This is a genomic window from Streptomyces noursei, assembly GCF_016917755.1.
In the GTDB taxonomy this organism is placed as follows: Bacteria; Actinomycetota; Actinomycetes; order Streptomycetales; family Streptomycetaceae; genus Streptomyces; species Streptomyces yunnanensis.
The window spans coordinates 759501-784316 of record NZ_CP070326.1; the positions used below are offsets into that span (position 1 = coordinate 759501).

Consider the following 24816-nt stretch of genomic DNA (forward strand, 5'->3'; position numbering starts at 1 on the left):
TCGAAGTGGTCCAGGGACTTGTTCCCGCCCGCCCAGGAGCCCGGCGATCCGGGCGCCGCCGGGCGTGCGGGCGCACGCGGGCAAGAAGCATCTGCCGAGGTCCGCTCCCGCCGAGCGTAGGTGGATGACCTCGACCTTCGCGTTCTGCCGGGCCACGATGCGATCCCTCTCCGTCCACGCGGTAGTGCCGCGGTGCCCCGGAGGAATCGGGGAAGAAGCGGAGTCTGACACGCGTGCTCCGGACAGCACCCATGCCCGATACCGTCTCGCGTTGTCCCCCCCCCGGATCGGTCCTGCCCCTGGCCAGCCTGTGCGGGCCAGGGGCAGGCCGGCGCCGGCGCGGCCGGCCGGCTAGGACGCCCTGGTTCTCCGGCAGTTGCGCAGGGGGAACACGGCCCGGACGACCGTGCCGGCGGCGCCGGCGGTTCTGGCGCTGAATGTGCCGCCGTACGCTTCGCAGCGCCAGCGCATGCCCTGCATGCCGTACCCCTCGGTGCCTCTCGGCGGGTTCGGTCCAAGGCCGCGTCCGTCGTCGGTGACGGTGAGGCTTATGCCGTCGTCGCGGCATGTGAGGGCAAGGGTGATGTGCCGGGCGTCGGCGTGCTTGACCACGTTGGTGAGCGCTTCCTGGGCGACCCGGTAGACGGCAAGATCCACGCCGCTGTCCGCTGTACACGCATGGGGCCGGTCGCCCTGGACGTCCACATCCACCACGAGCCCGTTCTCGGCGGCGACCTGTCCGGCGAGGGAGGTGACCGACTCGGCGAGCCCCAACCCTTGGACGGCTGCCGGGCTCACGGTGGCGATGATGCGGCGCAGCGTGCCGGCCTGTTCGTCGAGGGTGCGGGACGCGTCCTCCATCGCCGCACGCAGCGCACCGGGATCGTCCAGTGCGCGGGCCGCGTCGAGCCGCCGCTGGGTCAGTGCCAGCAACTGGAGGACTTCGTCGTGCAACTCGCCCGCGAGCAGGCCCGCATGGTGCTCCTGCCGCTCCACCATGGCACTGGCGCGTCCCCGGCTGAGGACCACCTTCACCTCGGGCCAGGCCGGAACGGCGTACAAGGCTGCCGCCAGCAGGAACGTCATGGCCGCGTCGTCCATCGGTGCGGAGTGCGCCAGCCGGTCCACGCTCAGGACCGTGAAACCGCAGCAGATCATGATCAGCAGCCGGCGGGCCCGCCGCAGCCCGCAGGTCAGCAGCGCGAGGACGCCCGTGGCCACGGCGACGCTCGGGGCCGAGACCGACCTTGGCGGCAAGTGGCCGTCGGTGAGGAGGTTGGCCGTGTAACCCACGACGCTGACCAGGCTCACCGCAATGCACAAGCCACCGAGTGTGCCCAGGGCGAGCGACTGTTGCGCGGTGGCCGGCCGGGCGGTTCCGCTACACATCGGCGGAGCGGTTCTGCCGGGCGTACGCGACGAGGTCGGCCCTGGTGACCAGGCCCAGCCGGGCGCGCAGAGCGGCCCTGACGCTCTCCACCGTACGGACGCTGACCGTCAGCCGCGCGGCCACCTCACGGTTGGTGTGCCCCTCGGCGAGCAGACCCAGGACCTGCCGCTCCCGCAGTTGCAGTTCCGGCTCCCGGCCCTGGGCACGGGCCAGCCCGGCACCGAGCGAGGGCTGTACGTACCGTTCTCCCGACGCCACCGTCCTTACCGCCAGGACCAGTTCGGACACGGGACTGCTCTTCAGCAGATAGCCCGCGGCACCCGCGGCCAGTGCCCCGCAGATGATGGCACGGTCCTCGTAGCAGCTCTGCACGAGAATTCCCATCTCCGGTGCGGCGGCGAGGAATTGGGGAATGGCCTTGAGCGCCAGCCCCGACTCCAGCCTCATGTCCAGCATCAGCACATCGGGCTGCTGCTCGGAAACGATCTCCAACGCCTCGCGTTCGCAGGCGGCCTCCCCGACCACGATGAAGCCCTCAGGCTCCAGGAACGCCCGGGTTCCAGCTCGTACGGTCGGATGATCCTCGGCCAGGACCACTCGCACGGGACCCCCCTCTTCTACATAGCCTTTCGGGCACGGGGAAAACACGGCTTCTTTACCGCCCCAGTGGATACATTCACCTTCCGATGTAGTGGCCAATCTTGTCAACCGACGGAATTCCCGCAACAGACGGTTAAAGTTTCAATTTCCTGCGGCTGACCCGCAGAAATCTTGCGGACTTCTACGGATTTCCCGCAGCGGGCGAGTCGGGGGCGATCGTTTCATCCGAATCACCCACCGGACACCCAGCGATCACGAGAAAGAAAGAGTTCCGAGATGCCCACGACACTCTCCGACATCGCAACCAGCCTGACCAACCACGCCCTCCAGCGGTTCCAGCACCAAGACGTCATGGCCTTTTAAGGCGATTGCACCGCTTGCACCAAAGAGCCCGAAAGTTCCGCCTTGACAGGAAAAGTGCGCCACTTGCGAAGAAAGAAGGCGGACACGGATGACTCCGCTCGCCTTCGCCTAAGCGATCAAGTGGATCTTCGGTTGAGATCCGGCTGTTCCGGACGCGAATACCCTTCGCCGGAAGAGGGCACGCAGCCCTCGCTCCCATCCGGCCCCTCAGGCCCACGTAACGCACAGCGCATGACTCCTCGTCAAAAGCGCATCGCGGTAACGCGACCCGGAGGAATTCCGGGCTATTCCTCATCGATGTCCGGGCGCCCCAGGGCCCGGCAACCGGCCACGAGGCACCGGACAATCTCGCGCCGGGTTTGAAGCGACGGTACTGGGTCACGTCCGCTGGAGTGGTGTATCGACGGCCACTCGGTGATCTCGTTTTGAGGCTATGCGGTGAGTTCGGTGGGCAGGTCGGTTTCGTCGGTTTCTGACTCGATCGGGTGAAGGCGGGCCTTGGCGAGCAGGTCGAGTCCCATGTAGCGGCGGGCTTCGGTCCACTCGTCGTTCTGCTCGGCCAGGACCGCGCCGACCAGGCAGATCAGGGCGGTGCGGTCGGGGAAAATGCCGACCACATCGGTGCGGCGACGGATTTCCTTGTTCAGCCGTTCCTGCGGATTGTTCGACCAGATCTGCCGCCAGATCTCGCGCGGGAACGCGGTGAACGCCAGCACGTCACCCTGAGCGGCGTCCAAGTGGGCTGCCGCCTTGGGGAACTTGGCTTCCAGGGCGTCCAGCACGTGCCGCATCTGTGCCTGGACCGCGTCGGTGTCGGGCTGTTCGAAGACGGTCCGCAGCAGCGTGGCCACCCACGGCTGGGCCGACTTGGGCACCTGGCTCAGCAACGCTCGGGCGTAGTGAGTACGGCATCGCTGCCAGCTCGCGCCGGGCAGGGTGGCGCCGATCGCGTTGACCAGGCCCATGTGCGCGTCGGAGATGACCAGTTGGACGCCGGACAGGCCGCGGGCGATCAGTGAGCGCAGGAAGGCCAGCCAGCCGGCGCCGTCCTCGGCGGTGGCGACGTCCAGGCCGAGGATCTCGCGGTGCCCGTCGGCGTTGACGCCGACCGCGATCAGCGCATGCACGTTGACGATACGGCCGCCCTCGCGGACCTTCTGGGTCAGGGCATCGACCCAGACGAAGGCATAGGGGCTGGCGTCCAGTGGGCGGTTGCGGAACGCGGTGACTTGCTCGTCCAGGTGCTTGGCCATCGCGCTGACCTGGGACTTCGACAGCTGGGTGACACCCAGGGACTCGGCGAGCTTCTCCACTCGGCGGGTGGAGACGCCCAGCAGGTAGGCGGTGGCAACCACGCTGATGAGGGCCTGCTCGGCACGCCGCCTGCGTTCCAGCAGCCAGTGCGGAAAGTAGCTCCCGCTGCGCAGCTTGGGGATGGCGAGGTCGACGGTGCCCGCCCGTGTGTCCCACTCACGCGGGCGATATCCGTTGCGGTGGTTGACTCGCTCGTCGCTGACCTGGCCGTATTCGGCATTGCAGACGGCATCGGCCTCCGCGGACATGAGCGCGTCGGCGAACGTCTTGACCATCGCGCGCAGCAGATCGGGACTCGCCGCGGCGAGGTTGTCTTCGGCGAGGGCATGCAGGGGCACACTGTCAGGTGCGGTCATCGTGCTGATCTCCTTCAAAGACTTGGTCGTCTTGAAGATCAGCCGGTGGCCGTTCGTCTATGCGGGCCTCATCCCGACGCCGGAGCAAACCCCCGGATCAGGTCCAACCCGTACACCACTTCCCAGGACGCAACCGCCTTCCTCACGTCAGCCCGGCCGGACCGACATGCGAAAGCCGTCGCTCACCTGCCGAGCACCCTCTCCCCCATCGGCAAGGTGCTCCTGGTACTCCGGGAATGGGCCGACGAGGTCGCCTGGCTCACCGGCGCGCCGCTCATCGCTTCCGCGGTCATCTCTGCCTGCTGGTCCGGCCCTCTGTGCTTCGCGCTCGCCCTCGCGGGTGTCCTGCTACACGGCCTCATCCTGACCGCCCGACTCATCAAGCTGGTCCCTGCTCTCCATGCCACGGTCATCCCCACGATCGGCCATATCGCTACCGTCCCACGCCCTACACGCGCCCTGGGCGCGAGGCTGATCGCATGCAGTCCCAGCCAACCGTTCATCCGCCTCGCCGGCCCCTGGCGAATGATCCTGCGCCACATCACCGGACACTCGACCACCTTCGGCAAGACTGAACGCTGAAGCACCGCCCAATCCCGACAAGAAAGTTGGACCAGAACGTGACCGAGTCCGGCACCCCCGAAATCCGCACCTCCGCCAAAGCCGTCATCCTCCACGACGGCCACGTCCTCCTCATGCGTGCCGTCTGGGAGGAGCAGGAGTGCTACTTCCTCCCCGGTGGCGGCCAACGCCCCGGGGAGAGTCTCGGCGACGCTGTCCGCCGTGAAGTCGACGAGGAAACCGGCCTGACCGTCACCGTCGAGCGACTGCTGTGGCTCCGTGAATACATCGGTGCCAACCACGACCACCCTGTAAGCGAAGCCAACACCCACCGCATCGAAGCGATCTTCCTGTGCACCCCCACCAGTGACCCCGGCCAACTCGGCGGCCACGCCCAGGACGAAGTGCAGACCGGCCTGGAATGGGTACCGCTGGGCGAAACCCCTGCCATCAGCCTGCTCCCGCAGGCCATCCGGCAGCCCATCACCACCCTCGCCGAGGCACCCACGCTCTCAGGCACCTACCTCGGCGATGTCTCCTGACAATGCCACGGACGGCATAGACGGCCGCGTCCCGTCCAGCGCCCGCGAGATCACCACCGGCCAGGCCAACCGCGTCTGGTCGGTGGACGGACCGACGCCGTACATCCTCAAGCACTACGGCGATCCGAGCCGCGCCGCCAACGAAGTAGCCGCTCTCCGCCTCCTGACCAGATACCGTGCCCCAGCTCCGCAGCTGCTCGCCGCGTCCAGCGGCAGCAGCACCCCTCCATGGGCCGCACAGACCACACTTCACGCAAAGCCTGTGCCCAACGATCGGTTCCTGACGGAACTCGCCGAACCGCTGGCCATCATCCACCGCATCCGCGGCACCCACTTCGGCCGCCTCGCCGGCGCCCGACAACACCACAGCTGGACCGACTACCTCCACGACCGCCTGCACATGTACGCAGCAGCGGCCCCGAACTTCCGTTCCACGGCTCGACTCCTCCACCAGGAAGTCGAGGCCAGTGACAACTTCATCCAGCCAGTACTGCTCCATCACGACTTGCAACCGAGCCACCTCCTGCGTGAACCCGCTGGTTCCCGACTGCTCATCGACTGGGAGCTGGCCATCTTCGGCGACCAGCGGTCCGACCTCGCCCGCCTCGCCGTACGCCTCGACCTCGACGACCCCACACCCGTACTCGCCCTCACGAGCCAGCAGGAGCCCACCACCGAAAGTCGACTCCGCCTGTACTGGCAGATCCATCTGCTCGCCGACGCCACGCTGAGTACAGACCCGGCCGTACGGGAGCGGGCGGCCAGGAGGCTGCTCAGATCGAGGTGATCAAGACACACCGGGATGATTGCCCAACAAAGCGGTTACTTCTGCTCGACCTCAACCTACGGACTGCGGCACACCCGTCAGAGACCTTCAGGAAGGTCAGCTCAGTCGCCGGGCTGTCGTGTAGGCCGCATCCAGGACTACCCGGGTGTCCAGGTCACGGGCGGAGACCGCCACCTCGACTGCCGCCAGATTCATCGTGCCCTGGCACAGCACCAGCCAGCGCCGGTGGAACAGCTCGTCAACCGTGGCCACCGCGCCGTCGGCGGTCACCTGCACGTTGTTGACGTAGGCGTCAACCTCTCGGAGTTACCAGCCAGGAGGCTTGGCGGTACCCATGGCATGGGTAACGGTGATCTCGATGACGACTCGCTCGGGATTGGGACGCGGGGTCTTGTACCGCTGGGCGTAGCGCGCTTCGGCGTCGGCTACGGACTCTGGATCATCTTTGACAATCGCGGTGCCTTCGAGGGTGCACCAACGTCGGCCCTCGGCCTGGCTGACCGCGACGCGGGCCCCTCGGCCGGCGGCGCGGATATTGCGGACCTTCTTGCTCGTGCCACTGCTGATAACGCGGGCAATGCGGGTTGCCGGGTCGTAGGTCACCTCCACGGGGACGAGGTGCGGAGTCCCATTGGGGCGTGTTGTCGTGAGGAAGCAGATCCGGCGCTCCTCCCAAAAGCCCTGGAGCGGCGGCGGGGGTACGTGGGTCACGCTAGTCATGACAAGCCCTTATGCAGAAAGCGCCGGATGCATGCGGAACTGCTCAAATCAGGTCGACCTTTCTCTTGGTCTGGGACATCTCCGCGTACGCGGAGATACTCCGATCCAGGTCGTCCCGTTCGAGATGGGTGCCTAGTCCGCTCCGCGTACGGAGATGTTCCGGCGGCGACGGCACGATCGATATCGCTGTGGGGGTCCGCTCCGCTCAGGCAGAGGTGGCGCCGACAGACCTATCCGCCCCGGTCCCAGAGAGGCAGCCCCTTGGGCGGCACGCAACTACATCATCAGCATGGGTGTCCTCGTGGACCGACTGCTCAGACGCCTCCGATGACCACCCGCCTCTGGGATTTTTCAGGGACTTTCAGCGCTGCCAGAGGGACATTCGAGGGGCTTTCGGCTGCCCAAAGCGGTAAGCGCGCGAAATGTCGGAAAGAGCCTCCGATGCAGGCCAGAGGCCCGTTCCGAGGTGAAGTCCCAGGTGGGGGCGGACGAGTCGGCCTCTACGCCGGGTACTGGCCCACAGCAGTTCGCCTACGGCAGACGCCCATGACTGGAGACCTGCTCGGACACCATGTCAACGTACGGGTGCTGGCAAAACCACAGGTCAATGAGAGGACCATCGAGCGCCATGGACTGCTACGCCCGCGAGCACCAATCACACATCAGCACTCCTTAAGACCCCCAGTACGTGCGCTACCAGAATTTCCCAGTCTCACCAAGCCGAGACTTCTCCGGATAGTGGTGTCCATCGACCCTTCTCACCCTGGAGACCGGAGATGCACGAGGAGATCGCGCGCACCCGTGAAGCAGCGTTCTTGAACCTGACCAAGGCAGCCGAATACCTTGGCATTTCACCGAACACCCTATACGTCTGGCGTCACCGACGGCAGGGCCCGCCGAGCTTCCGCATGGGAGGCCGCGTCATGTATCGGATTTCGGCGCTCGATGAGTGGGTCATGTCGCAAGAGCAGGCGGATTCACGTTCCAACGCTGCTCTCAACCCCCTCAGCCAGAACCCGATGAAGCGCACAGTACGTACTCCTTGAAGGCCGTCCACAAGCCCGATGGCGACGCCTCGATCTTCTGGAGCCTTTCGGAGTCCTGGCGTGCGCCCTTCCACCATGTCGTACGAGCACATGCAGTTGAGTTCATAGGAGCACATTCCCTTGGCAGGGTACATAGAAGACCGCTGGCTCAAAAAGAAGCCCAACAAAGACACCGGTAAGCGGGACCGGACATCCCTCTGGGGCAAGGGCAAGCGCTATCGAGTGAAGGGCATCCCGGGCGTCCGGGATCGCTCGTTCGACACGAGCGAGGACGCCAAGCAGTGGCTCGCGAATGCACAGACCGACGCCACGCGTGGCGAGTTCGTCGATCCCCGCGACGGGGCGATCCCCCTCACCGAGTACGTCGAGAAGCACTGGTGGCCGAGCCGGTCAGACGAACCGTCGACCGCCGCCCCCATGCATAGCAAGATCTGGAACCACATCATCCCGTTCCTGGGCGAGACGGCGCTTCGGGACATCGACGCTGCGGCGCTGCGTACCTGGAAGGCCCAGCTGCTCACGCGTGTCGAGGCGTCCACGGCCCAGGTGATCTGGATCCACCTCTCCACCATCCTCGAAGCCGCCGTCGACGACGGCCGCCTCGTCAAGAACCCCTGCAAGGCCCGCCGGACGGTCAAGGCACCCAAACCCGCGAAGAGGAAAGCCAAGGCGTGGGCCAGGGCGACCGTGGAGGCCGTCCGGGCAGGCCTTCAGGAGCGGTACCGCATCGCGGTGGACCTCGGAGTGGGTCTCGGTCCGCGGCAAGGCGAAGCCTTCGGTCTCGGCGAGGAGGACTTCGACTTCGATGCCGGCGTCGTGCACATCCGCCGGCAGCTGCAGTGGGACTCCAAGGGGAGGCCCTACTTCTGCCTGCCGAAGGGGGGCAAGACGCGAACCGTTCCCGTCTCCCCCAACCTCGCCAAGCGTGTCCAGAACCATCTGCGTCACTTCCCCTCGGTCGCCTGCACACTCCCATGGCGCAATCCCGAGCCACCGACGACCGAGCTGGAGGCACGACAGCGCAAACCGATCACCGTCCGACTGATCCTGAGCACCTCTCAGGGCAATCGGATCAACTACGCGAGGTGGAACAAGCAGAGCTGGCGGCCCGCGCTCGCGGCGGCCGGAATCCTGAAGAAGATCGGCGAGAGGGTCAGGACGTGCGGAGGCCGCACCCGTCGGGACCCCATCTACGAGCTCTCCCGCGCGGACATGTTCCACGTCCTTCGGCACACGTACGCAAGCACCCAGCTTGAGGCGGGCGAGTCGATCGTGAGCGTGTCGGAGTGGCTCGGGCACGCGTCGCCGCAGACCACACTGAAGCACTACGCTCACTTCATGCCCGGTGCGGGCAAGCGGGGACTTGCCGCGATGGACTCGTGGTTCGATCAAGAGCCGTCATCGGATCAAGATCCACAACCGAATGTCCCTGAGAAATCCCTGGACGTCCCGCAAGCCCCAATCGAGCCCGGAATCCGCAGGTCAGGGTGATAGTCGCCCGCATCGTCAGCCTGTACGTCCACTACACGGGGCGCCACACGCTGGAGGCCGCGGGCCGTGTCCACGTCGAGGCCGAGGCGGGCCGGTGGCCGCTGACCAGGGTCACGCCCGGGGAACGGCTCGACGAACGGGTGCCGGTCGCCGACTGGCCGCGCGGAGCGGAACGGCTCGGCCGCCTGCTGGCCGCGCAGGCGCTTCGGATCGGCGCCGAGACGCTGGTGCTCGCCGGTGACACCTGGGCGCGCGGCATCCTGGCCCGCCGGCTGCCGGGACGGCTGCGCGGCCGTGTCACGACGGTCGACGCGGGCGGCGTGCCGCGGCCGGGCCGGGCCCTGCTGGAGGGGTGGTTGGAGCAGCTGTTCCGGGGGCGGATGGCCGCGCACGACCAGGCACTGGTGGGGGCCCTCCTCGCTCAGCGGGCGCGCCGCGGGGCGGCCACCGAGGGGCTGGCGGACACGGTTGCGGCACTGCAGCGCGGCCAGGTCGGCACGCTCTTCCTGAACGACCGCGGGCGCTCTGCGCCGCCGGTGCTGTGGGTGGGGCCGGAGCCGGCGCATCTGGCGCTGACGGAGGGCGAGTTGCGGTCGTACGGCGTGCGCGCCGTCCGCCGGGAGCGTGCGGACGCCGCCCTCGCCCGGGCTCTGGTGGGGACGGGCGCGGAACTGGTCCTGGTGCCTGAGCGGTGGCTGCGGCTGCGGGACGGCGCCGGGGCGCTGCTGCGGTACGCGTGCTCCCCCGCGTCGTCGCCCTGACCGCGGGGCCGGAGCGGCGGGAACGCCGGAACGGTGGGAACGCCGGAACGGTGGGAACGCCGGGAGGGCGCCCCGGGGCGGGAGGGGGGACCGGGTCAGAACCGGTCGGCTTCGGGCCCCGGTTCCTGATGGTCCGGGGAGGCCGCCGGCTGTCGGCGCAGGACGTCGTGGACGACCGCGCCGTCGACCGTCTCGCGGGTGGTGAGCAGGTCGGCGAGGCGTTCCAGGGCCGCCCGGTGGTCGCGGAGCAGGGTGGTGGCGCGCTGTTCCGCGTCGCGGACCAGGCGGGCGATCTCCTCGTCGATCAGGCGCTGGGTCTGCTCCGAGTAGGGGCGGTGCAGGGCCTCGCCGGGGGCTTCGTCGCCGAAGCGGTGCGGCGTGCCGGTGGTGGCGTAGCCGATCGGGCCGAGGGCCGGGGAGAGTCCGAAGTCGCGGACCATGCGACCGGCGATCTGGGTGGCGCCGGCCAGGTCGTCGGCGGCGCCGGTCGAGCCCTCGCCGAAGATCACGAGTTCGGCGGCCCGGCCGCCGAGGCGGACGGCCAGCAGGTCGTTGAGGTAGCCCTCGGTGTAGAGGTGCCGCTCGGCTTCCGGGAGTTGTTCGGTGGCGCCCAGTACGGGGCCGGAGGGCAGGATGGTCACCTTGGCGACCGGGTCGGCGTGTTCGCACAGCGCGGCCACGAGGGCGTGGCCCGACTCGTGGACGGCGACGGCGTGCCGCTCCTCGGGGAGCAGGGCGTTGGAGGACTCCCGGCGCCCGAGCAGGACCCGGTCCCGGGCGTCGTCGAGGTCCTGGGCGTAGATGACGGTGTTGCCCGCGCGGACGGCGTGGATCGCGGCCTCGTTGAGGAGGTTGGCGAGGTCGGCGCCGGAGAAGCCGGGGGTGGCCCGGGCGACGACGTCCCAGTCGACGTCGGGTCCCGGTTTCTTGCCGCGGGCGTGGACGGCGAGGATCGCGGCCCGCTCGGCCTGGTTGGGCAGCGGGACGGTGACGTGCCGGTCGAAGCGGCCGGGCCGGAGCAGCGCCGGGTCGAGGGCCTCGGGGCGGTTGGTGGCGGCGAGTACCACGATGCCGCTGCTCTGGTCGAAGCCGTCCATCTCGGCCAGGAGTTGGTTGAGGGTCTGCTCGCGTTCGTCGTTGCCCCCCAGCCGGATGCCGCCGCGGCGGCTGCCGACGGCGTCGATCTCGTCGATGAAGATGATCGACGGCGCGCGTTTGCGGGCCTCGTCGAAGAGGTCGCGGACCCGGGAGGCGCCGACGCCGACGAACATCTCCACGAACCCCGATCCGGTCACCGACAGGAACGGCACCGCCGCCTCGCCGGCGACGGCCCGGGCGATCAGCGTCTTGCCGGTGCCGGGCGGCCCGACCATCAACACCCCGCGCGGCCCCTGGGCGCCGACCACCGCGTACCGCTCGGGGTGGCGCAGGAAGTCCACGATCTCGCTGATCTCCTGCTTGACGCCCTCGTATCCGGCGACGTCGCCGAAGCGGGTGGTGGGGCGCTCGGCCTCGATGATCTTGGCCCGGGAGCGGCCGATGCCGCTGAGCCCGCCGGTGAGGGTGCGCGCGGCCTGGCGGCCGGTCCACAGGAACAGCGCGCCGAGGAGGAGCAGCGGCAGGAGCACCGCGGCCAGCAGCCCCACCCAGCTGCCGCCTTCGCTGCTGCTGGAGGCGGTGACGTCGACGTTCTTCGCGCGGAGCTGCTGGGCCAGCCCGGTGTTGCCGAGCGCGGTGGGGATCCGGGTGGTGAATGCGCGGCCGTCCTTGAGCTTGCCGTTGACGCTGCCCTTGTCGTCGATGTCGACGGTCCTGACCTGCCCGGTTTCCACCTTGCCGAGGAACGCGCTGTAGGTGAGGGCGGTGCCCGCGGGGTTGTGCGCCCGGCTGAGCAGGAGGACGAACACCACCAGCAGCACGATCGGCAGCAACCACGGCCGCCACAGCGGAGGCTTCGGCTGGGCCGACGGCTTGGGCGGCTCGCGCGGCGGCCCCGGCTTCGCCGAGCGGGTGGCATGGCGCCTGGGCAGGCACACTGCGGTGATCACGGCGGCTCCCTACGGTTCCGCGCTCCTCGGACAGGTTCCGCTCCCCTTCCACGATCGGCTTTTCCGGCCGGTTCCGCAGGGTGGGTACCGCTGCGATGTGGGGTCGGGCGGCCAGGTGTGGGACGCTCGAAGTGCAGGCAAAGGGGGTGTGTGATGCCTCTTGGGAAGCTCCGTCCGCCCTGGCGGCACGGCCCGCTCCGGCGGGGTACGGACGTAGCGCAATCCTGGCTGGTCCTGGCCACGGGCGTGCTGATCGCCGTGGCGGCCCCGACCGCGGGGGTGGTGGCCGGCAGTGTGGTGGACGCGGCGGCCCATCGGCAGAGCGCCGACTGGCAGCCGGTCTCCGCGGTGGTGACGAAGGAACCCGCGGCCCGGGTCAACGTCGACAGCGGTACCGGCACGGGCAGCCGGGTGCAGACGACCGTGCGCTGGACGGCACCGGACCACAGCGTGCGGACGGGCGAGACGGTCGTGACGACCGGCGTCCACGTCGGGGATCACACGACGGTCTGGCTGGACCGGAGCGGGAAGCTGGTGCGGGACCCGGGCACCCCGACCGACTCCCTGGCCGAGAGCGTGGTGGCGGGCACCGTCGTCGCGTCCGGCACCGGTCTGCTGCTCTACGGCGCGGAGAAGGCCGGTGTCCGTCTGCTGAACCGCAGGCGCTACGCCCAGTGGGAGAAGGAGTGGGCGGAGCTGGACACCCGCTGGCGGCACCCGCAGCAGTGAGGGGCCGTGGCGCGCGGTCCGCTCGGGGCCGCGTGGGCGGCTCGCCTGGCGGCTCCGGACCGTCCCTGCCACGCTGAAATGGACGGCTGCCCGCCCGCGGTCGCATCCGGCCGCCGAGCCGCATCCGCCGAGGGTCACCGACATCGGACGCCGGGTCACCGTCGCCGGTGGTGCGGCGATGCTTTTGACCGAAGTCCCGGCGGGGCGCGGAAGTTCGACGACGCGACCCGGCCGATGCCGTGGTTGCCCGCCGGCCGGCCCCGGGATCACGCGGCGCGCCGCCCTTCACTCACGGAGGTTCCCATGGCATCAGCAGCAGGTCACCCCACCGGAACACCGCACCCGGGCTACGGCGGGAGAACGACCGCACCACAGACGGCGGACCGCCACGGCCTGGTGATGTTCGCCGGGGTCATGTTGGGGTTGCTGGCCCTGTTCAACGGCCTCGACGGCATCGCGGCGATCGTCAACTCCCATATCTTCCTGGGCAATGTCTCACTGGTCCTGGGAGACATGCAGGCATTTGGCTGGCTGATGCTCGCGCTGGCGATCCTGCAGGCGGCCGCGGCCGTCGGCGTGCTCACCAAGCGTTCGGAAGCCGCCCGTTGGTTCGGTGTGGCGGTGCTGGGGCTGAACGCCTTCGCCCAGATGTTCTTCATCCCCGCCTACCCGGTGTGGTCGGTGATGATCATCGCGCTGGACGTGCTGGCCATCTACGGGCTGTGCGTCTACGGAGGCAGCACCTCCGCCACCGCCGGGCAAGAGCAGGGAGGTTGAGCGGGGACGTCGGGCCGGGCCGGTCGGGCCGGAACGAGCGTCGCCCCGGCGGCGTCACTGCGCGATCCGCTCCGCCAGCGAACTGCCCCCGCGGTCCCGGAAGATCCGGTCCAGATGGCGGTCCAGGACGTCGGCGGCGGTCCGCGCGCTGCGCTGGCCGACCAGGATGCTGGTGCCCAGCCCCGCGGAGAGCGCGAGCAGGCCGACGGCCTCGATGCGGGCGTCCACCCCGGGGCGGGTGAGGCCCGCTTCCTCGGCCAGCCCCAGGAGTGCGGTCAGCCGCTCCTCGGCGGCCTCGGGGTCCCGGATGAAGGGCTGCTCGGCGAGTGCCCGGTCGGTCACGGACAGCACCGCGTACGAGGTGTAGACGAGATGGAAGACCCGGCTCTCCTCGTCGAGGGGCAGGGACGCCATCAGGAGCGCCTCGATCACCGTGCGCGGCCCCGGGTGGTCGCCCGCGGCCCTGACCTGGGCCGCGACGCGTTCCCCGAACCGCTCGGTCAGCTGCCGCAGTCCGTGCAGCAGCAGCTTCTCCTTGGTCTCGAAGTAGTACTGCACCAGCCGCAGTGACACGCCCGCCTCGGCCGCCACGTCCCGCATCCCCACGGCGTGCAGTCCGCGTCGCCCCGCGACCCGGAGGAGCGCCTCGGCGATCTCGGTACGTCGTTCGTCATGGTCCACGCGCTTGGGCATCAGTCGCGTCTTCCCTCGTCAGTCGCTTCGGTGTGGGCCCCGCTCAACGCCGGGCAATTTTGATGATACAGCCGTACCAACTTCGTGGTACGTTCGTATCACGAAGACCGAGAACAACGGATCCCCGGAGGTGGCCGTGTCCCAGACCACTGCCCGTCCCCAGGCCGGCATCGGCCGCTATGTCAGCGACGCGCTGCGCGAGGAGTACTTCGCGGCGTGCGACGCGCTCTACGCCCTGGGAGTGCCCGCGACCGCGGAGCAGGAGGTCGAGACCTCCTTCGGCACCACCCACGTCTACCGGTACGAACCGGCCGACCCCGCCGCCCGCTCCCGCACCCCCGTCGTCCTCGTGCACGGCTCGGGATCCTGCTCCGCCATGTGGTACCCGAACACCCCCGGCCTCAGCGCCGAGCGCCCGGTGTACGCGCTCGACACCCCGGGCGACCCCGGACGCAGCGTGCACCGCGTGCCCATGCACCAACCCGAGCGCGCCGCACAGTGGTTGGACGAGTCGCTCGCCGCGCTCGGCCTCGACCGCGTCCACCTGGTCGGCTCCTCCTACGGCGGCTGGCTCGCCCTGAACCAGGCACACCGCGGGGCCGGCCGGCTGGCCTCGGTGACGTTGCTCGACCCCGGTGGCCTGGAGAAGGTGGGGCTGCGCTTCTTCGCCTGGATCTTCGTCAGCCTCTTCGCGACCTCCGCCCCGAAGGCGCTGCGTCCGCGCCTGGCGGCCTGGTTGGAGCAGCCGGTCCTCGTCGTGCCGGAGCTGCGCACGATGATCAGGAAGGGCGTCCGGGCCTTCCGCATCCGTCGCCCGGCCCCGCTCCCCCTCTCCGACGCCGAGCTGGCCACCATCCGCACCCCGCTCTATCTGGTGCTCGGCAAGCGCAGTCTCCTGGTGCACCCGAAGCGCCAGGTGGAGCGCGTCCCGCGGCTGATAGCGGGAGCGCGCGCGGAGATCGTCTCCGGCACCGGCCACGGACCGCAGATCGACCATCCGCAGGTGGTCAACCGCAGGATGCTGGACTTCATGGACTCCGTCGACCGCGGCACCGACTGACGGTCCGACGGACCACCGCCCCGGCCGAGGGGCGCGGGGGGCCGGCCGGAACTCGCGTGCGGCGACGACCGGCCGGCCGTCATGATGGCGATCATGAACAGATATGTGACCGCTCCCGCCCGACTCGGAGAAACCCCGCTGCCCGATGGGCGGTTGGTGGGCTGGGCCGAGTGGGGACCCGAGGACGGTGTTCCGGTGCTGCTGTGTCCGGGAGCGGCGACGAGCCGTTGGCTCGGCTTCGGACCGGACGTGGTGGCCGCACGGGGGCTGCGAATGGTGTCCCTGGACCGCCCTGGACTCGGTGCCTCGACCCCGCACCCGGGGCGGACCTTCGCCGATTTCGCCGCGGACGTCCGGCACTTGGCCGCGCGTCGCGGCCTGGGGCGTCCACCGGTGGTCGGCAACTCGCAGGGCGCGCCGTTCGCGTTGGCCTGCGCGGAGGCGGACGTGGTCGCCGCGGTGGCCGTCGTCTCGGGGGCGGACGATGTCGCATCGGCCGTCGTCCCGGCGGCCGCATCGGGCGCACCGGCCGACGTGGGCCGGCGGCCCGACGAGCCCGCGGCGACCGGGTTCGCCGCGGCCGTGCCGGCGCATGTGCGGGAACTCGTCGAGCGCACCGCCGCCGACCCGAGGGGCGCCGAGGAGTTCTTCGCCGGCTTCACGGCGGACGCGATGGCGCACCTGGTGCGGAGCAGCAGCCCGGCGTGCGACCTGGCCGTGTACCAGGACCCCGGGTTCGACGCCGCGTACCGCCGGGCCCTGGACGAGGGCTTCGCCCAGGGAGCCGCCGCCGGATACGCCCGCGACGCCGTACTCGCCATGAGCCGCTGGCCGTTCGCCCTCGATCGGATCACCGTCCCGGTGGACCTCTGGTACGGCGCACACGACGCCAGTCACTCCCCCGACCACGGGGCCCGTCTCGCCGCCCGGATCCCCGGAGCGCGCCGCCATGTCGTACCGGGGGCGGGCGGCTCCCTGCTGTGGACCGACCCGGGACCGATCCTCGCCACGCTCCTCGACAGGGCCGCGGGCAAGGGCTGATCGGCCCCTTTCTGCCGGCGGCGGCACGGGGTGCAGGTGCCCCGCCGTGGCGAGGTGGTACCGGTGGGGTCCGAGGGGGTGACGGTGGGAGTGCCGACGGTGTAACGGTCCCCATGCCCTCACACGAACCGGCGTTGCCGGAGCCTTCTCCGGTGCCTTCCCACGCGTCTTCCGCATCCGCCGATGCGGCTGGACTCGATGCGGAGGCCGAGGAGTTGACGGTCGCCGTGATAGCGGCATCGCGTCTGTTGATCGCCGTATCGACGCGCGCCCTGGCGTCGATCGACGACTCCATGACGCAGGCGCAACTGCGGGCGCTGATGGTGTTGGAGAGCTGTCAGCCACTCAAGCTGGCGGCGCTGGCGGCGACACTCGGGGTGAACCCGTCCACCTGCGATGCGGACGGGCGCGCTCGTCGAGGATCCGCTCGCATGACGCGAGCGGATCCGGTCGGGCCGCCCGCCCGTCACCGCTGCCGTGCGCGCTGACGTTGCCCGGCAGCGGGTCGCTTCCCGTCGGACACGGTGCCGGCGGGGTGCCGGAAGGGCGTGGCCCGGGCCTGCGAGCGGTAGACGATGTACGGCCGGACCAGATAGCCGACGGGAACGGTGAAGGCGTGCACCATCGCCGGGACGTCGGGGTCGAGGGCGAACAGACTGCGGAACCAGACGGCGACGCCGAGACGGTAGTCGTAGGGGTTGGCCACCGACGAGGCGGTGGCGGCGAGTCCGGCCAGCAGGACCACCGTCAGCAGCGGGTGGACCAGGCGGTCGCTGCGGCTGGTCGCCAGACGGACGGCCGGCACCCGCAGCCGGCGCCAGAGCAGGATCGCCAGGCCGCAGACGGCCGCGAGGCCCATGGTGAGGGCGACCGTGTGGTACATCGTCTCGCCAGACGAGGTCCCGCGGCCGGCATCCGTCCGGGGCCTGTTCCGCACGGGCGTTGTCGTGCGCCCCCAGCAGGTGCCGCAGGAAGAACTCGTTGCCCTTGGCGGAGGAACCGATCAGGTTGGCGCGCCACACGGTGAGCACCCGCGGCCAGTTGGCCGGGTCGTCCGGGTCCTCGCAGGCGAACGCCAGGCGCCCCGCGGCGAGTTCGGCGGCGGCCCACTCGCCCGGTTGTGGCCCGAGCCGTGCGCCCGCCGGCCGAGGTTCAGCGGGTTGGCGGTGAAGGCGGGGGCGGACGGCATCCAGCCCAGTCGCATCGAGCGGGCCACCAGATCGGCGGTGTGCTGTCCGGCGAACGTCCCGCGGGCGGTCGGTGCGGCCAGCGCACCGGCGTCCTGGCCGTCGTAGCGCCACTGGTCGGTGTGCAGGTACCAGTAGGGCGTGCCGGCCATCTGGCGGGCCGGGCGCACCCAGTCGGCCGCGGACTGGACCTGTTGCCAACCGGAGTACGGGCGGACCTTCCCCTGCCCCACGTAGTGGGCCCAGCCACCGCCGTTCACGCCCTGGCAGCCGGTGAGCAGCAGCAGCGTGAGGAAGGACCGGTAGATGGTGTCGGAGTGGAATCAGTGATTGGTGCCGGCCCCCATGACGATCATGCAGCGGCCGCGGGTCTTCTCCGCCGTGTGCGCGAACTCGCGTGCCGCGCGGACCACCGCAGCGGCGGGCACCGAGGTGATCGTCTCCCGCCAGGCCGGGGTGTGGGGCCGGGGGGCGTCGTCGTAGCCCTCGGGCCAGTCACCCGGCACGCTTGATGAGAGCTATACGTAGTTTTTTTGCGCTTTGCAATACCTGCCAATGGCATGCACTTCGAACCGGTGACGGCCGGACGAGATCGACGAGGGGGCGGCTGCCGCCCCCGACCGCGGTCGGGGGCGGCGCCGTCAGGCGGCGGGCCCCCGCAGGTCACCGACGAGCAGCGGCCCGGCCAGGACCTCGGGGGTGAAGGCCACCCCGGTGGCCTTTGCCGCCAGCGCGAAGGCGGCCGCGATCCGGTGGTCGTGGCGCTGACCGTCCGGTCGCGGATCCAGGCCGACCTCCGCCATGGCGGCGGTCCACCGGTCCGGTGCGCTGCCGTGCCGCCTGCCGGGCGTGTACGGGGCGAAGGCGGTGACCAACTCGCCGTCCACCGCGTGGACGAAGCCGTCCTCGGCGTAGTCGTGCCGGCTGACGGCCACGAACTCCGCCCCGGCGGACAGCGCGGTCGCCACGTCGCTCAGCGTCGCCCGCCAGCCCCACGGCTCGACCGCCATGCTCCAGTCGCCGACCCGTACGACACCGACGTGGCCGCCGCCGTCCCCGCCGCGGGTCTCGGCCACGAACTCCCCGACCCGGGAGAGGAGTTCGTCGAGGTCGCACGACTCCGGGGCCGGGGTGTCGGGAGCGCCGAAGCGGCGCAGCAGCTCGGCCGGGTCGAGCCCGCGGCAGAAGGACACACAGAAGATGTCGCCCAGCGGGCCGCGGTGGCCCTCCAACCAGCGGAACGGGGCCAGGGGATCGGGTTGCATGCGGCGCCTTCGCCTTCCTCGCGTGGTCTCTCACGCGCGGGTCCTCCCCGCGTGTCGTCACGCACGGAGTCAACCAGGCCGGCGGGCGCCGCGGCACCGGTTCGGCCGCCTGCGGGGCGAGGTCAGCGGGTGGTGTACCCGCCGTTGACGAAGAGGGTCTGCCCGTTGAGCCACCAGCCCTCGGTGAGCAGGAAGATCACATGGGGCGCGATGTCCTCGATCCTGGTCAACTCGCCGTTCATGGACGAGGACTTGTGGTACGCGACGGATTCTTCGGTCTCCGCCGGGTAGAAGAACGAGGTGTCCATCGGCCCGGGGGCGATGTTGTTGACGCTGATGTTGCGGCCGAAGAGCTCCTTCGACAGGGCGCGGGTGAAGTGCTCGACCGGGGACTTGCTGCCGGCGTAGACGGAGTACAGGCCGGTGTAGGCGGCCAGCAGCGAGGTGACCACGGTGACGATCGAGCCGTCGCGGTCGATGCGCTTGGCGGCCTCGCGCATCATGAAGTACGCGGCCTTGGAGTTCACCGCGAACATCCGGTCGTACTCGGCCTCCGAGGTCTCGGTCACCGGCTTCTTGATCACCATGCCCGCGGTGTTCACGCTGGCGTCCACCCGCCCGAACGCGTCGATCGCGGCGTCGAAGAGCCCCTCGACGCCGGCCACCCGCGTCAGGTCCGCCTGGTGCGTCACCGCGTCCCCGCCCGCCCGCTTGACCGCGGCGGCCGTCTCCTCCGCGTCGGAGCGGGAGGAGTCGCTGTTGTAGTGCACCACGACCTTCGCGCCGTGCTCACCGAGCTGCCGGCTGATCAGGCCCCCGAGGTTCCTGGAGGCCCCGCCGACCACGACGACCTTGTCCTTGAGCGTACGAGCGGGCATGACGCGTCTCCTCATCACGATGGTGTCCGTCCCGCGCGTGCGTGCCGGCGCACCTCTTGCGCCCGTACGCCCAGGCCATGTCCCCACACGTGAGACGCGCGGCCCTCCCGACGCTAAGCAGGCGCCCCGGTGATCGCATCCGCAGGCCGCCCTCGGGTCACCCGCCCGGCCCAGCACCGGTGGCCGGGCGGGAAGGCGCCGACCCGACCGTGCCGAGCGGGTTCCCGCTATCCCTCGTGGCCCTCCGACGGCACGGTGGTGGCGAGGATCCCGCTGAGCGCGGACCGGGCGTCCTGCAGGGTGGTGATCTTGTCCTCCAGGCCGCGGAGTTGCTCCCGCAGCGTGCCGGCCGCGCAGTGTTCGAACTCCGGGCCCGGCCCCACGACACAGGGCAGCAGCTCGCGGATGACGCGGGTCGTCAGTCCGGCGGCGAGCAGGGACCTGATGTGCCCCACCACGGCCGGGGCGTCCTCGGCGTACCGGCGGTGGCCGCCGCTGCCCGCGCGGTGTGCGGTGAGCAGCCCCTGTTCCTCGTAATAGCGCAGCAGGCGTGGGCTGACGCCGGTGGCCCGCGCCAGATCCCCGATCTTCATCGTCACGTGATCCCCGTCACCGGCACTTGCATCTCACATCGATGTCAGATCCTACGGTGTCGGTGTGACCACGACGTCGGAACGGAACCTGGGAGCGGTTAGCGATGTCAACTGATGTGACGGGCTTCGTCGTTCAGCTCAACGGCCGGACGGCGACCGCGGCGGAGCTGGCGCCGCTGGCGTTCGCCGGCTATGCCCACTTCACCGCCCTGCAGGTGCGCGGGGGCCGGGTGCGGGGCCTGGATCTCCATCTGGAGCGACTGCGCACCGCCTCGATGGAGCTGTTCGGCCGGGCGTTGCCGGACGACCGGGTGCGGTCCTGGCTGCGTTCCGCGCTGGAGTCCGGGCCGGCCGACCTCTCGCTAACGGCCACGGTCTTCTCACCGGCGGGCGAGTTCACCCGGGGCGGCGGCGAGGAGGCGCCCGAGCTGCTGGTCCGGACGCGACCGCCGGCGTCCGCACCGGAGGGTCCGCTCGCGCTGGCGCCCGTCGCCCACGAACGGGTCCTCCCGGCCGTGAAGCACGTCGGCGAGGTCGCCAAGACCTACTTCCTGCGCCGGGCCGTCGCGGAGGGCTTCGACGACGCCGTCTTCGTGGACCGGCGGGGACGGCTCAGCGAGGGGACGATCTGGAACCTGGCCTTCTGGGACGGTGAAGCCGTGGTGTGGCCCGAGGCCGCGGTGTTGGGCGGAACGACGATGGGCATCGTCCGCCGCCAACTGGACCGCCTCGGGGTCCCGCAGCGCGACCGGGAGATCACCCTCGATGAGCTGCCGGGGTTGGCCGGGGCCGTGGTGATGAACTCGTGGACGCCGGGAGTGGCGGTGCGCCGGATCGGCTCGGTGCCGCTGCCCGCGGCGCCGTCCTTCGTCGAACTGCTGCACCGGGCCTACCGGGGCGAACCGCTGACCTCGCCGTGACGGACGGTACGCCGAGGCCACCGCGACCTCGGCGTACGTCCCGGACACCCGGGCCCGAACCCCCTCCGCCGGGCCGCTCCATTCGCCGTGCGGACTCGACATCCAGGTTCGGCGACCGTGTTCGGCGACCGGACTACCGGCCGTCGCCGGTGACGGTGCTCCAGCGCGGGTCGATGCGGCCCAGCCAGGCGTCCTGGGCGTCGGCCAGCGGTTGCTCCAGGGGAAGGGGGAGGAACCGGCAGGCGAAGGCGAGGCCGACGTCGTCGCCGTCGCCGTGGACGCGGTGCTCCCACGCATCGGGAGTGTCTGCGGGCGCCCGGAGGTGGAGGAAGCTGGTTCGTCGTGGCGCGCCCGTGTCGGGGTGGGGCTTGTCCTCCACGGCGATCTGCCGGACCACGGTGGCCGATCGCAGACCGGTCTCCTCGGCAACCTCTCGCAGCACCGCCGCCTCTCGCCCTTCGCCTGGTTCGACTCCGCCCGCCGGGACCTGGGTGCCGGCCTCCGGCTTCCCGATGTGGTCGAACACCAGGAGTTCGGGACCGGCGCGATGTCTGATCACGTAGGCGGCGACACGGATTCTGGGTCGGGTCATCCCGGCATTGTCCGTCACCTGCGCCGCTCGTGGTCCCCCGCCTCGGCTCCCGACTCACGCCGCCGCTCCGTCAGTCGGGCAAGGTGGTCGGCGCGCAGCGCGGTGACCACTCCGAGGGCGGAGAGGGCGGCGAAACCGAGCAGCAGGCAGCGCGCGGAGGTGAGCATCGTCGGGCCGCCCAGGTTGACCAGGAGGCCGGCGACCGCCGCGCCGAACGCCGTCGCCATCGTCAGCACGGTCGCGATGGCCGCGGCGGCCTTCTCCCCCTCCGCCTTGTCCGGTGTGCTGCTCATCGCGGCAACGGACAGGTGGGGCATGGCCAGGCCGATCCCCGTGCCGGCGAGGAGAAGCACGGGCAGCCATGCGAGGACCAGGAGCAGTGGCGCGTCGCGCTGTTGGAGGAGAGCGAGCGCGGCGAGGCCGGCCGCGAGGAGAGCGGGCCCCGCCACCCGCAGCCGCCGGACCGTCCGTTGCCGGCGCGCCGAGGAGCTGACGACCTGGCTCGCCGACCAGCCCAGTGACAACGCCGCCCCGAAGAACCCGGCAGCGACCGGCGGCAGTCCGCCCATGCGCTGGCCGAACAGCGGCAGGAAGGTCTCCACCGCGACGCCGGCCGCGAGGAACACGACGGTCAGGTAGACCCACCGCAACGCGGATCCGGCCCGGTAGGTCTGACGCGGCAGGACTCGGACCCGACTCCGCCGCTCCGTCACCACGAACGCCATCACCAGCATCAGTGCCAACGCGATGAACGCCACCATCAGGACCTTGTTCGCGAGGATTCCGGCGACGCTCACGGCGCCCGCGGCCCCCACGACCAACACCAAGGCACTCAGCGGCACTTCAGCCGGGTCCACCCCGTCCCGGCCGCTCCGCGGCAGCACACGAGGGACGAACACCGCCATCGCCCCCGAGGCGACGGCCAGCACGACGAACGCCGGTCGCCAGGAGCCGAACTGGGCGAAGAGCCCGCCCAGAGCCGGACCGACGAAGTTGCCCAGGCCGAACATGGCGGAGATCAGCGCGCTGCCCCGCACCCACAGATGACGCGGCAGCGCCGAGTAGATCAAGGCGAACCCCAGACCGGTCAACAGGCCCGCCCCCAGTCCTTGCGCACCGCGGCCGACCAGCAGCACGGGCATCGCCGGACTGGCCGCGCACACCGCCGACCCGACGGCGAAGACGCCGAATCCGATCAGGTAGGAGCCGATATTGCCGTAGCGGGAGAGGGTTCGGCTCACGAGCATGGTCGCGACGACCTGGGCGGTCAGGAAGACGGTCGCGTTCCATGCGTAGAGGCGTTCACCGCCGATGTCTGCGACCGCCGTCGGCAACAGGCTCGCGGCGAGATAGATGTTGACGGCGCCGATCAGCACGCCCCCGGCCAGCACCGCCGCGGTACCGAAATGGCTGCCGAGTTCCCGCCACGAACCGACTCTCTGACTGTCGTACACGTGCCGACTCCGTTCCTGGGTTGCTTGGTTCCCAGGCATCATGGCGGGGCGGGGAGACCCGGTAATCCGGCATAACGGACGCGATCCACATCACACCTCAACGGCGGGGGTGACGCGGCCACTTGATGGATTCCGCGACGAGGCACGCCGGCCCGCCCCTCCCTCGCGGTGCCCCCCTCTACCCAGGGGTGCGCCCACATGGTACTCATGCTTCTGACTACTCAATTTTATGAGTAGTCAGGGATCCGGTGCAGGGCGCGGGCCGGCCGCGCACGCGACGCGCCGGAAGGACGAGCAGGAATGGGGACCAACCGTGACCACAGTCGCCGCACGCTTCCGCACCGCCGTCGAGAACCGCGATCTCGCAGCCCTGGAGGCGCTGTTCACCGACGGCATCCGCCTCTACAGCCCGGTGAAGTTCCGGCCCTTCGAAGGCAAGCCGGCGGTAATGGGCCTGTTCGCCGTGCTGCTGCGCACCTTCGAGGACTTCCGCTACGTCGGCGACTTCGCCGGCAGTTCCCAGACCAGCGTGGACGGCACGACGGCGCCCTCCTCCGTGCTGCTCTTCCGTGCCACCGTCAACGGCAAGCAGATCCACGGCATCGACCTGCTGCACCACGACGAGGACGCGACCCAGGACGGCCGGATCAAGGAGATCACGGTGATGGTCCGGCCGCAGTCGGCCGTCCAGGCACTGGGCGAGGCGGTGCTCGCCGGGCTGGTGGCCGACGGACTGGTTCCGACCCCGGCCGACCGGTAGCGGCGGCGGCACCCGCTCATGGAGGGACCGGGTGGATGCCTGCCTGCGACGGGCGCGGGCGGCGCGGCCAATCCCCCAATGTTGGCCGCGCCACCCGTCGCACCGCCGCTCTAGACGAGCAACCCCTGTGGTGGCACACGCATGCCGGAGCCGGCGACTGCGGCCGGCGCATACGGCGCCGGTGCCCCCGTGATCCCCCGGACACGCCACGGGCCCCGCCTCCTGGGCAGCAGGACGGGGACCATCGCGGAGGCGACCACGACCAGCCTCCGAACGGCCCGGTTGACATCCGGTTCGCGGCGGGCGCCTCTCACCACTTCACCACCGATCGCCCCAGTACCGCGTCGAGCCCGTCCTCGTACCCCCTCGGCATCGGCGTCGTCGTGGTCACCCTGCTGCTGACGCTCCTGGAGAAGTAGCAGCCCGCCTCCGCCCAACTCGCCTTACTGATAAGGCCCGACACCGATCTCCTCCTGACGTGCCAGGAGCCGCGGCCCCGGCCATGCCCCATCGGACAGGCCCTAACGCAGGACCGCCAGGACGAGGGTGGCGACGGCCAGTCCCAGGTACCCGGCGGGCCCGGCCAAGGTCGCGTAGGCCCGTGTCCGGACGTGTGCGACGACCGCGCCGACGAAGAAGAGGACCAGTCCCCCGGCGGCGGCCGTGCCGAGCGGCCCCACTCCCAGGAGCCCCAGCAGGAGGCCCACCGCTCCGGCGCCCTTGAGTGCGCCGAGCCACGGGAGCCAGGACCGCGGCACCCCGACCGCGGCGGAGTTGGCGAGCACGAACTCGGCCCTCGCCAGGTCCGCGACCGCGATCCCCGCGTTCGCCGCGATCGTGATGACGGTGATGATCACGTAGGCCATGTCCATGAGCCGACGCCTCCCT

At 70.3% G+C, this 24816-nt stretch carries 27 protein-coding genes and 2 pseudogenes; 13 read left to right on the top strand and 16 right to left on the bottom strand.

Annotated features, from left to right (window positions below; genetic code table 11):
• Window positions 1-351: 351 nt before the first annotated feature.
• From JNO44_RS03110 to JNO44_RS03120, 3 genes are all read right to left on the bottom strand, one after another.
• Window positions 352-1323 (bottom strand): sensor histidine kinase, encoded by a 972-nt coding sequence (locus JNO44_RS03110; protein ID WP_205361132.1) that lies wholly within the window; start codon window positions 1321-1323, stop codon window positions 352-354.
• Window positions 1324-1381: 58 nt separating this feature from the next.
• A complete protein-coding gene (locus tag JNO44_RS03115; RefSeq protein WP_205361134.1) occupies window positions 1382-1993 on the bottom strand; it encodes a response regulator in 612 nt (203 codons plus the stop codon).
• Between the two features lie 791 nt (window positions 1994-2784).
• Complete coding sequence (locus JNO44_RS03120) at window positions 2785-4023, bottom strand: IS256 family transposase (protein ID WP_205361136.1); 1239 nt, start codon at window positions 4021-4023, stop codon at window positions 2785-2787.
• A gap of 216 nt (window positions 4024-4239) precedes the next feature.
• On the opposite strand from JNO44_RS03120, the gene JNO44_RS03125 reads away from it, so the two are divergent.
• From JNO44_RS03125 to JNO44_RS03135, 3 genes are read left to right on the top strand one after another with little or no spacing between them, the layout of a single operon-like run.
• Complete coding sequence (locus tag JNO44_RS03125; RefSeq protein WP_205361137.1) at window positions 4240-4605, top strand: hypothetical protein; 366 nt, start codon at window positions 4240-4242, stop codon at window positions 4603-4605.
• Window positions 4606-4643: 38 nt separating this feature from the next.
• Complete coding sequence (locus JNO44_RS03130; RefSeq protein ID WP_205361138.1) at window positions 4644-5126, top strand: NUDIX domain-containing protein; 483 nt, start codon at window positions 4644-4646, stop codon at window positions 5124-5126.
• Window positions 5116-5913, top strand: coding sequence for a phosphotransferase family protein (locus tag JNO44_RS03135; protein WP_205361139.1), 798 nt, complete (start codon window positions 5116-5118; stop codon window positions 5911-5913). The genes JNO44_RS03130 and JNO44_RS03135 overlap by 11 nt, the downstream gene beginning before the upstream one ends.
• Before the next feature lie 96 nt (window positions 5914-6009).
• Here JNO44_RS03135 and JNO44_RS03140 read toward each other — a convergent pair whose 3' ends face one another.
• Window positions 6010-6189, bottom strand: coding sequence for a hypothetical protein (locus JNO44_RS03140; protein ID WP_205361140.1), 180 nt, complete (start codon window positions 6187-6189; stop codon window positions 6010-6012).
• Between the two features lie 30 nt (window positions 6190-6219).
• Window positions 6220-6633 (bottom strand): pyridoxamine 5'-phosphate oxidase family protein, encoded by a 414-nt coding sequence (locus JNO44_RS03145; RefSeq protein ID WP_205361154.1) that lies wholly within the window; start codon window positions 6631-6633, stop codon window positions 6220-6222.
• Window positions 6634-7409: 776 nt separating this feature from the next.
• Between JNO44_RS03145 and JNO44_RS03150 the strand changes: the two genes are divergently transcribed.
• From JNO44_RS03150 to JNO44_RS03160, 3 genes are all read left to right on the top strand, one after another.
• Window positions 7410-7679, top strand: coding sequence for a helix-turn-helix transcriptional regulator (locus JNO44_RS03150; RefSeq protein ID WP_205361156.1), 270 nt, complete (start codon window positions 7410-7412; stop codon window positions 7677-7679).
• Window positions 7680-7799: 120 nt separating this feature from the next.
• Entirely contained in the window at window positions 7800-9170 is a 1371-nt protein-coding gene (locus JNO44_RS03155) for a tyrosine-type recombinase/integrase (RefSeq protein ID WP_205361158.1), read from the top strand.
• Entirely contained in the window at window positions 9167-9931 is a 765-nt protein-coding gene (locus JNO44_RS03160; protein WP_205361160.1) for a baeRF2 domain-containing protein, read from the top strand. Before JNO44_RS03155 ends, JNO44_RS03160 begins: the two co-directional genes overlap by 4 nt.
• Before the next feature lie 95 nt (window positions 9932-10026).
• On the opposite strand, the gene ftsH is transcribed toward JNO44_RS03160, so the two are convergent.
• Entirely contained in the window at window positions 10027-11979 is a 1953-nt protein-coding gene (gene ftsH, locus JNO44_RS03165; RefSeq protein WP_205361166.1) for an ATP-dependent zinc metalloprotease FtsH, read from the bottom strand.
• A 153-nt stretch (window positions 11980-12132) separates the two neighbouring features.
• Here ftsH and JNO44_RS03170 point away from each other — a divergent pair, with 153 nt between their 5' ends.
• Together JNO44_RS03170 and JNO44_RS03175 are read left to right on the top strand one after the other, a co-directional pair.
• A complete protein-coding gene (locus JNO44_RS03170) occupies window positions 12133-12708 on the top strand; it encodes an Rv1733c family protein (RefSeq protein ID WP_205361167.1) in 576 nt (191 codons plus the stop codon).
• 303 nt (window positions 12709-13011) lie between these two features.
• Window positions 13012-13485 carry a DUF7144 family membrane protein gene (locus JNO44_RS03175; protein WP_205361168.1) on the top strand — a complete coding sequence of 158 codons (474 nt, stop codon included), beginning with the start codon at window positions 13012-13014 and terminating at the stop codon, window positions 13483-13485.
• A 54-nt stretch (window positions 13486-13539) separates the two neighbouring features.
• Here JNO44_RS03175 and JNO44_RS03180 read toward each other — a convergent pair whose 3' ends face one another.
• Complete coding sequence (locus JNO44_RS03180) at window positions 13540-14178, bottom strand: TetR/AcrR family transcriptional regulator (RefSeq protein ID WP_205361170.1); 639 nt, start codon at window positions 14176-14178, stop codon at window positions 13540-13542.
• Window positions 14179-14308: 130 nt separating this feature from the next.
• Between JNO44_RS03180 and JNO44_RS03185 the strand changes: the two genes are divergently transcribed.
• From JNO44_RS03185 to JNO44_RS03195, 3 genes are all read left to right on the top strand, one after another.
• Window positions 14309-15238, top strand: coding sequence for an alpha/beta fold hydrolase (locus JNO44_RS03185; RefSeq protein WP_205361172.1), 930 nt, complete (start codon window positions 14309-14311; stop codon window positions 15236-15238).
• A gap of 93 nt (window positions 15239-15331) precedes the next feature.
• Window positions 15332-16279 (top strand): alpha/beta fold hydrolase, encoded by a 948-nt coding sequence (locus JNO44_RS03190; protein ID WP_205361179.1) that lies wholly within the window; start codon window positions 15332-15334, stop codon window positions 16277-16279.
• Window positions 16280-16431: 152 nt separating this feature from the next.
• Complete coding sequence (locus JNO44_RS03195) at window positions 16432-16767, top strand: hypothetical protein (protein ID WP_205361181.1); 336 nt, start codon at window positions 16432-16434, stop codon at window positions 16765-16767.
• Here the strand turns inward: JNO44_RS03195 and JNO44_RS03200 are convergent.
• From JNO44_RS03200 to JNO44_RS03220, 5 genes and pseudogenes are all read right to left on the bottom strand, one after another.
• Window positions 16746-17168, bottom strand: a pseudogene (locus JNO44_RS03200) (respiratory nitrate reductase subunit gamma); the annotation flags it as partial. The gene JNO44_RS03195 and the pseudogene JNO44_RS03200 overlap by 22 nt on opposite strands.
• Window positions 17146-17972: pseudogene (locus JNO44_RS03205) on the bottom strand (nitrate reductase subunit alpha); the annotation flags it as partial. The pseudogenes JNO44_RS03205 and JNO44_RS03200, both read right to left, overlap by 23 nt.
• A gap of 135 nt (window positions 17973-18107) precedes the next feature.
• Entirely contained in the window at window positions 18108-18731 is a 624-nt protein-coding gene (locus tag JNO44_RS03210; protein ID WP_205361183.1) for a DUF6461 domain-containing protein, read from the bottom strand.
• Window positions 18732-18853: 122 nt separating this feature from the next.
• Window positions 18854-19609 (bottom strand): SDR family oxidoreductase, encoded by a 756-nt coding sequence (locus tag JNO44_RS03215; protein WP_205361185.1) that lies wholly within the window; start codon window positions 19607-19609, stop codon window positions 18854-18856.
• Window positions 19610-19836: 227 nt separating this feature from the next.
• Entirely contained in the window at window positions 19837-20202 is a 366-nt protein-coding gene (locus tag JNO44_RS03220; protein WP_205361187.1) for a MerR family transcriptional regulator, read from the bottom strand.
• Between the two features lie 104 nt (window positions 20203-20306).
• On the opposite strand from JNO44_RS03220, the gene JNO44_RS03225 reads away from it, so the two are divergent.
• Entirely contained in the window at window positions 20307-21122 is an 816-nt protein-coding gene (locus tag JNO44_RS03225; protein ID WP_205361189.1) for an aminotransferase class IV family protein, read from the top strand.
• Between the two features lie 133 nt (window positions 21123-21255).
• Here the strand turns inward: JNO44_RS03225 and JNO44_RS03230 are convergent, their stop codons facing one another.
• Together JNO44_RS03230 and JNO44_RS03235 are read right to left on the bottom strand one after the other, a co-directional pair.
• The gene (locus JNO44_RS03230) at window positions 21256-21714 is read right to left on the bottom strand and encodes an NUDIX hydrolase (RefSeq protein ID WP_205361191.1); all 459 of its coding nucleotides are present in this window, start codon (window positions 21712-21714) and stop codon (window positions 21256-21258) included.
• 14 nt (window positions 21715-21728) lie between these two features.
• Window positions 21729-23168, bottom strand: a complete 1440-nt coding sequence (locus JNO44_RS03235; RefSeq protein WP_240167390.1) for an MFS transporter — start codon at window positions 23166-23168, stop codon at window positions 21729-21731.
• Between the two features lie 313 nt (window positions 23169-23481).
• On the opposite strand from JNO44_RS03235, the gene JNO44_RS03240 reads away from it, so the two are divergent.
• Complete coding sequence (locus JNO44_RS03240; RefSeq protein ID WP_235092120.1) at window positions 23482-23928, top strand: nuclear transport factor 2 family protein; 447 nt, start codon at window positions 23482-23484, stop codon at window positions 23926-23928.
• Between the two features lie 310 nt (window positions 23929-24238).
• Here JNO44_RS03240 and JNO44_RS03245 read toward each other — a convergent pair whose 3' ends face one another.
• Together JNO44_RS03245 and JNO44_RS03250 are read right to left on the bottom strand one after the other, a co-directional pair.
• The gene (locus JNO44_RS03245; RefSeq protein WP_205361195.1) at window positions 24239-24391 is read right to left on the bottom strand and encodes a hypothetical protein; all 153 of its coding nucleotides are present in this window, start codon (window positions 24389-24391) and stop codon (window positions 24239-24241) included.
• 58 nt (window positions 24392-24449) lie between these two features.
• Window positions 24450-24800, bottom strand: a complete 351-nt coding sequence (locus JNO44_RS03250; RefSeq protein WP_205361197.1) for a DoxX family protein — start codon at window positions 24798-24800, stop codon at window positions 24450-24452.
• Window positions 24801-24816: the final 16 nt, after the last annotated feature.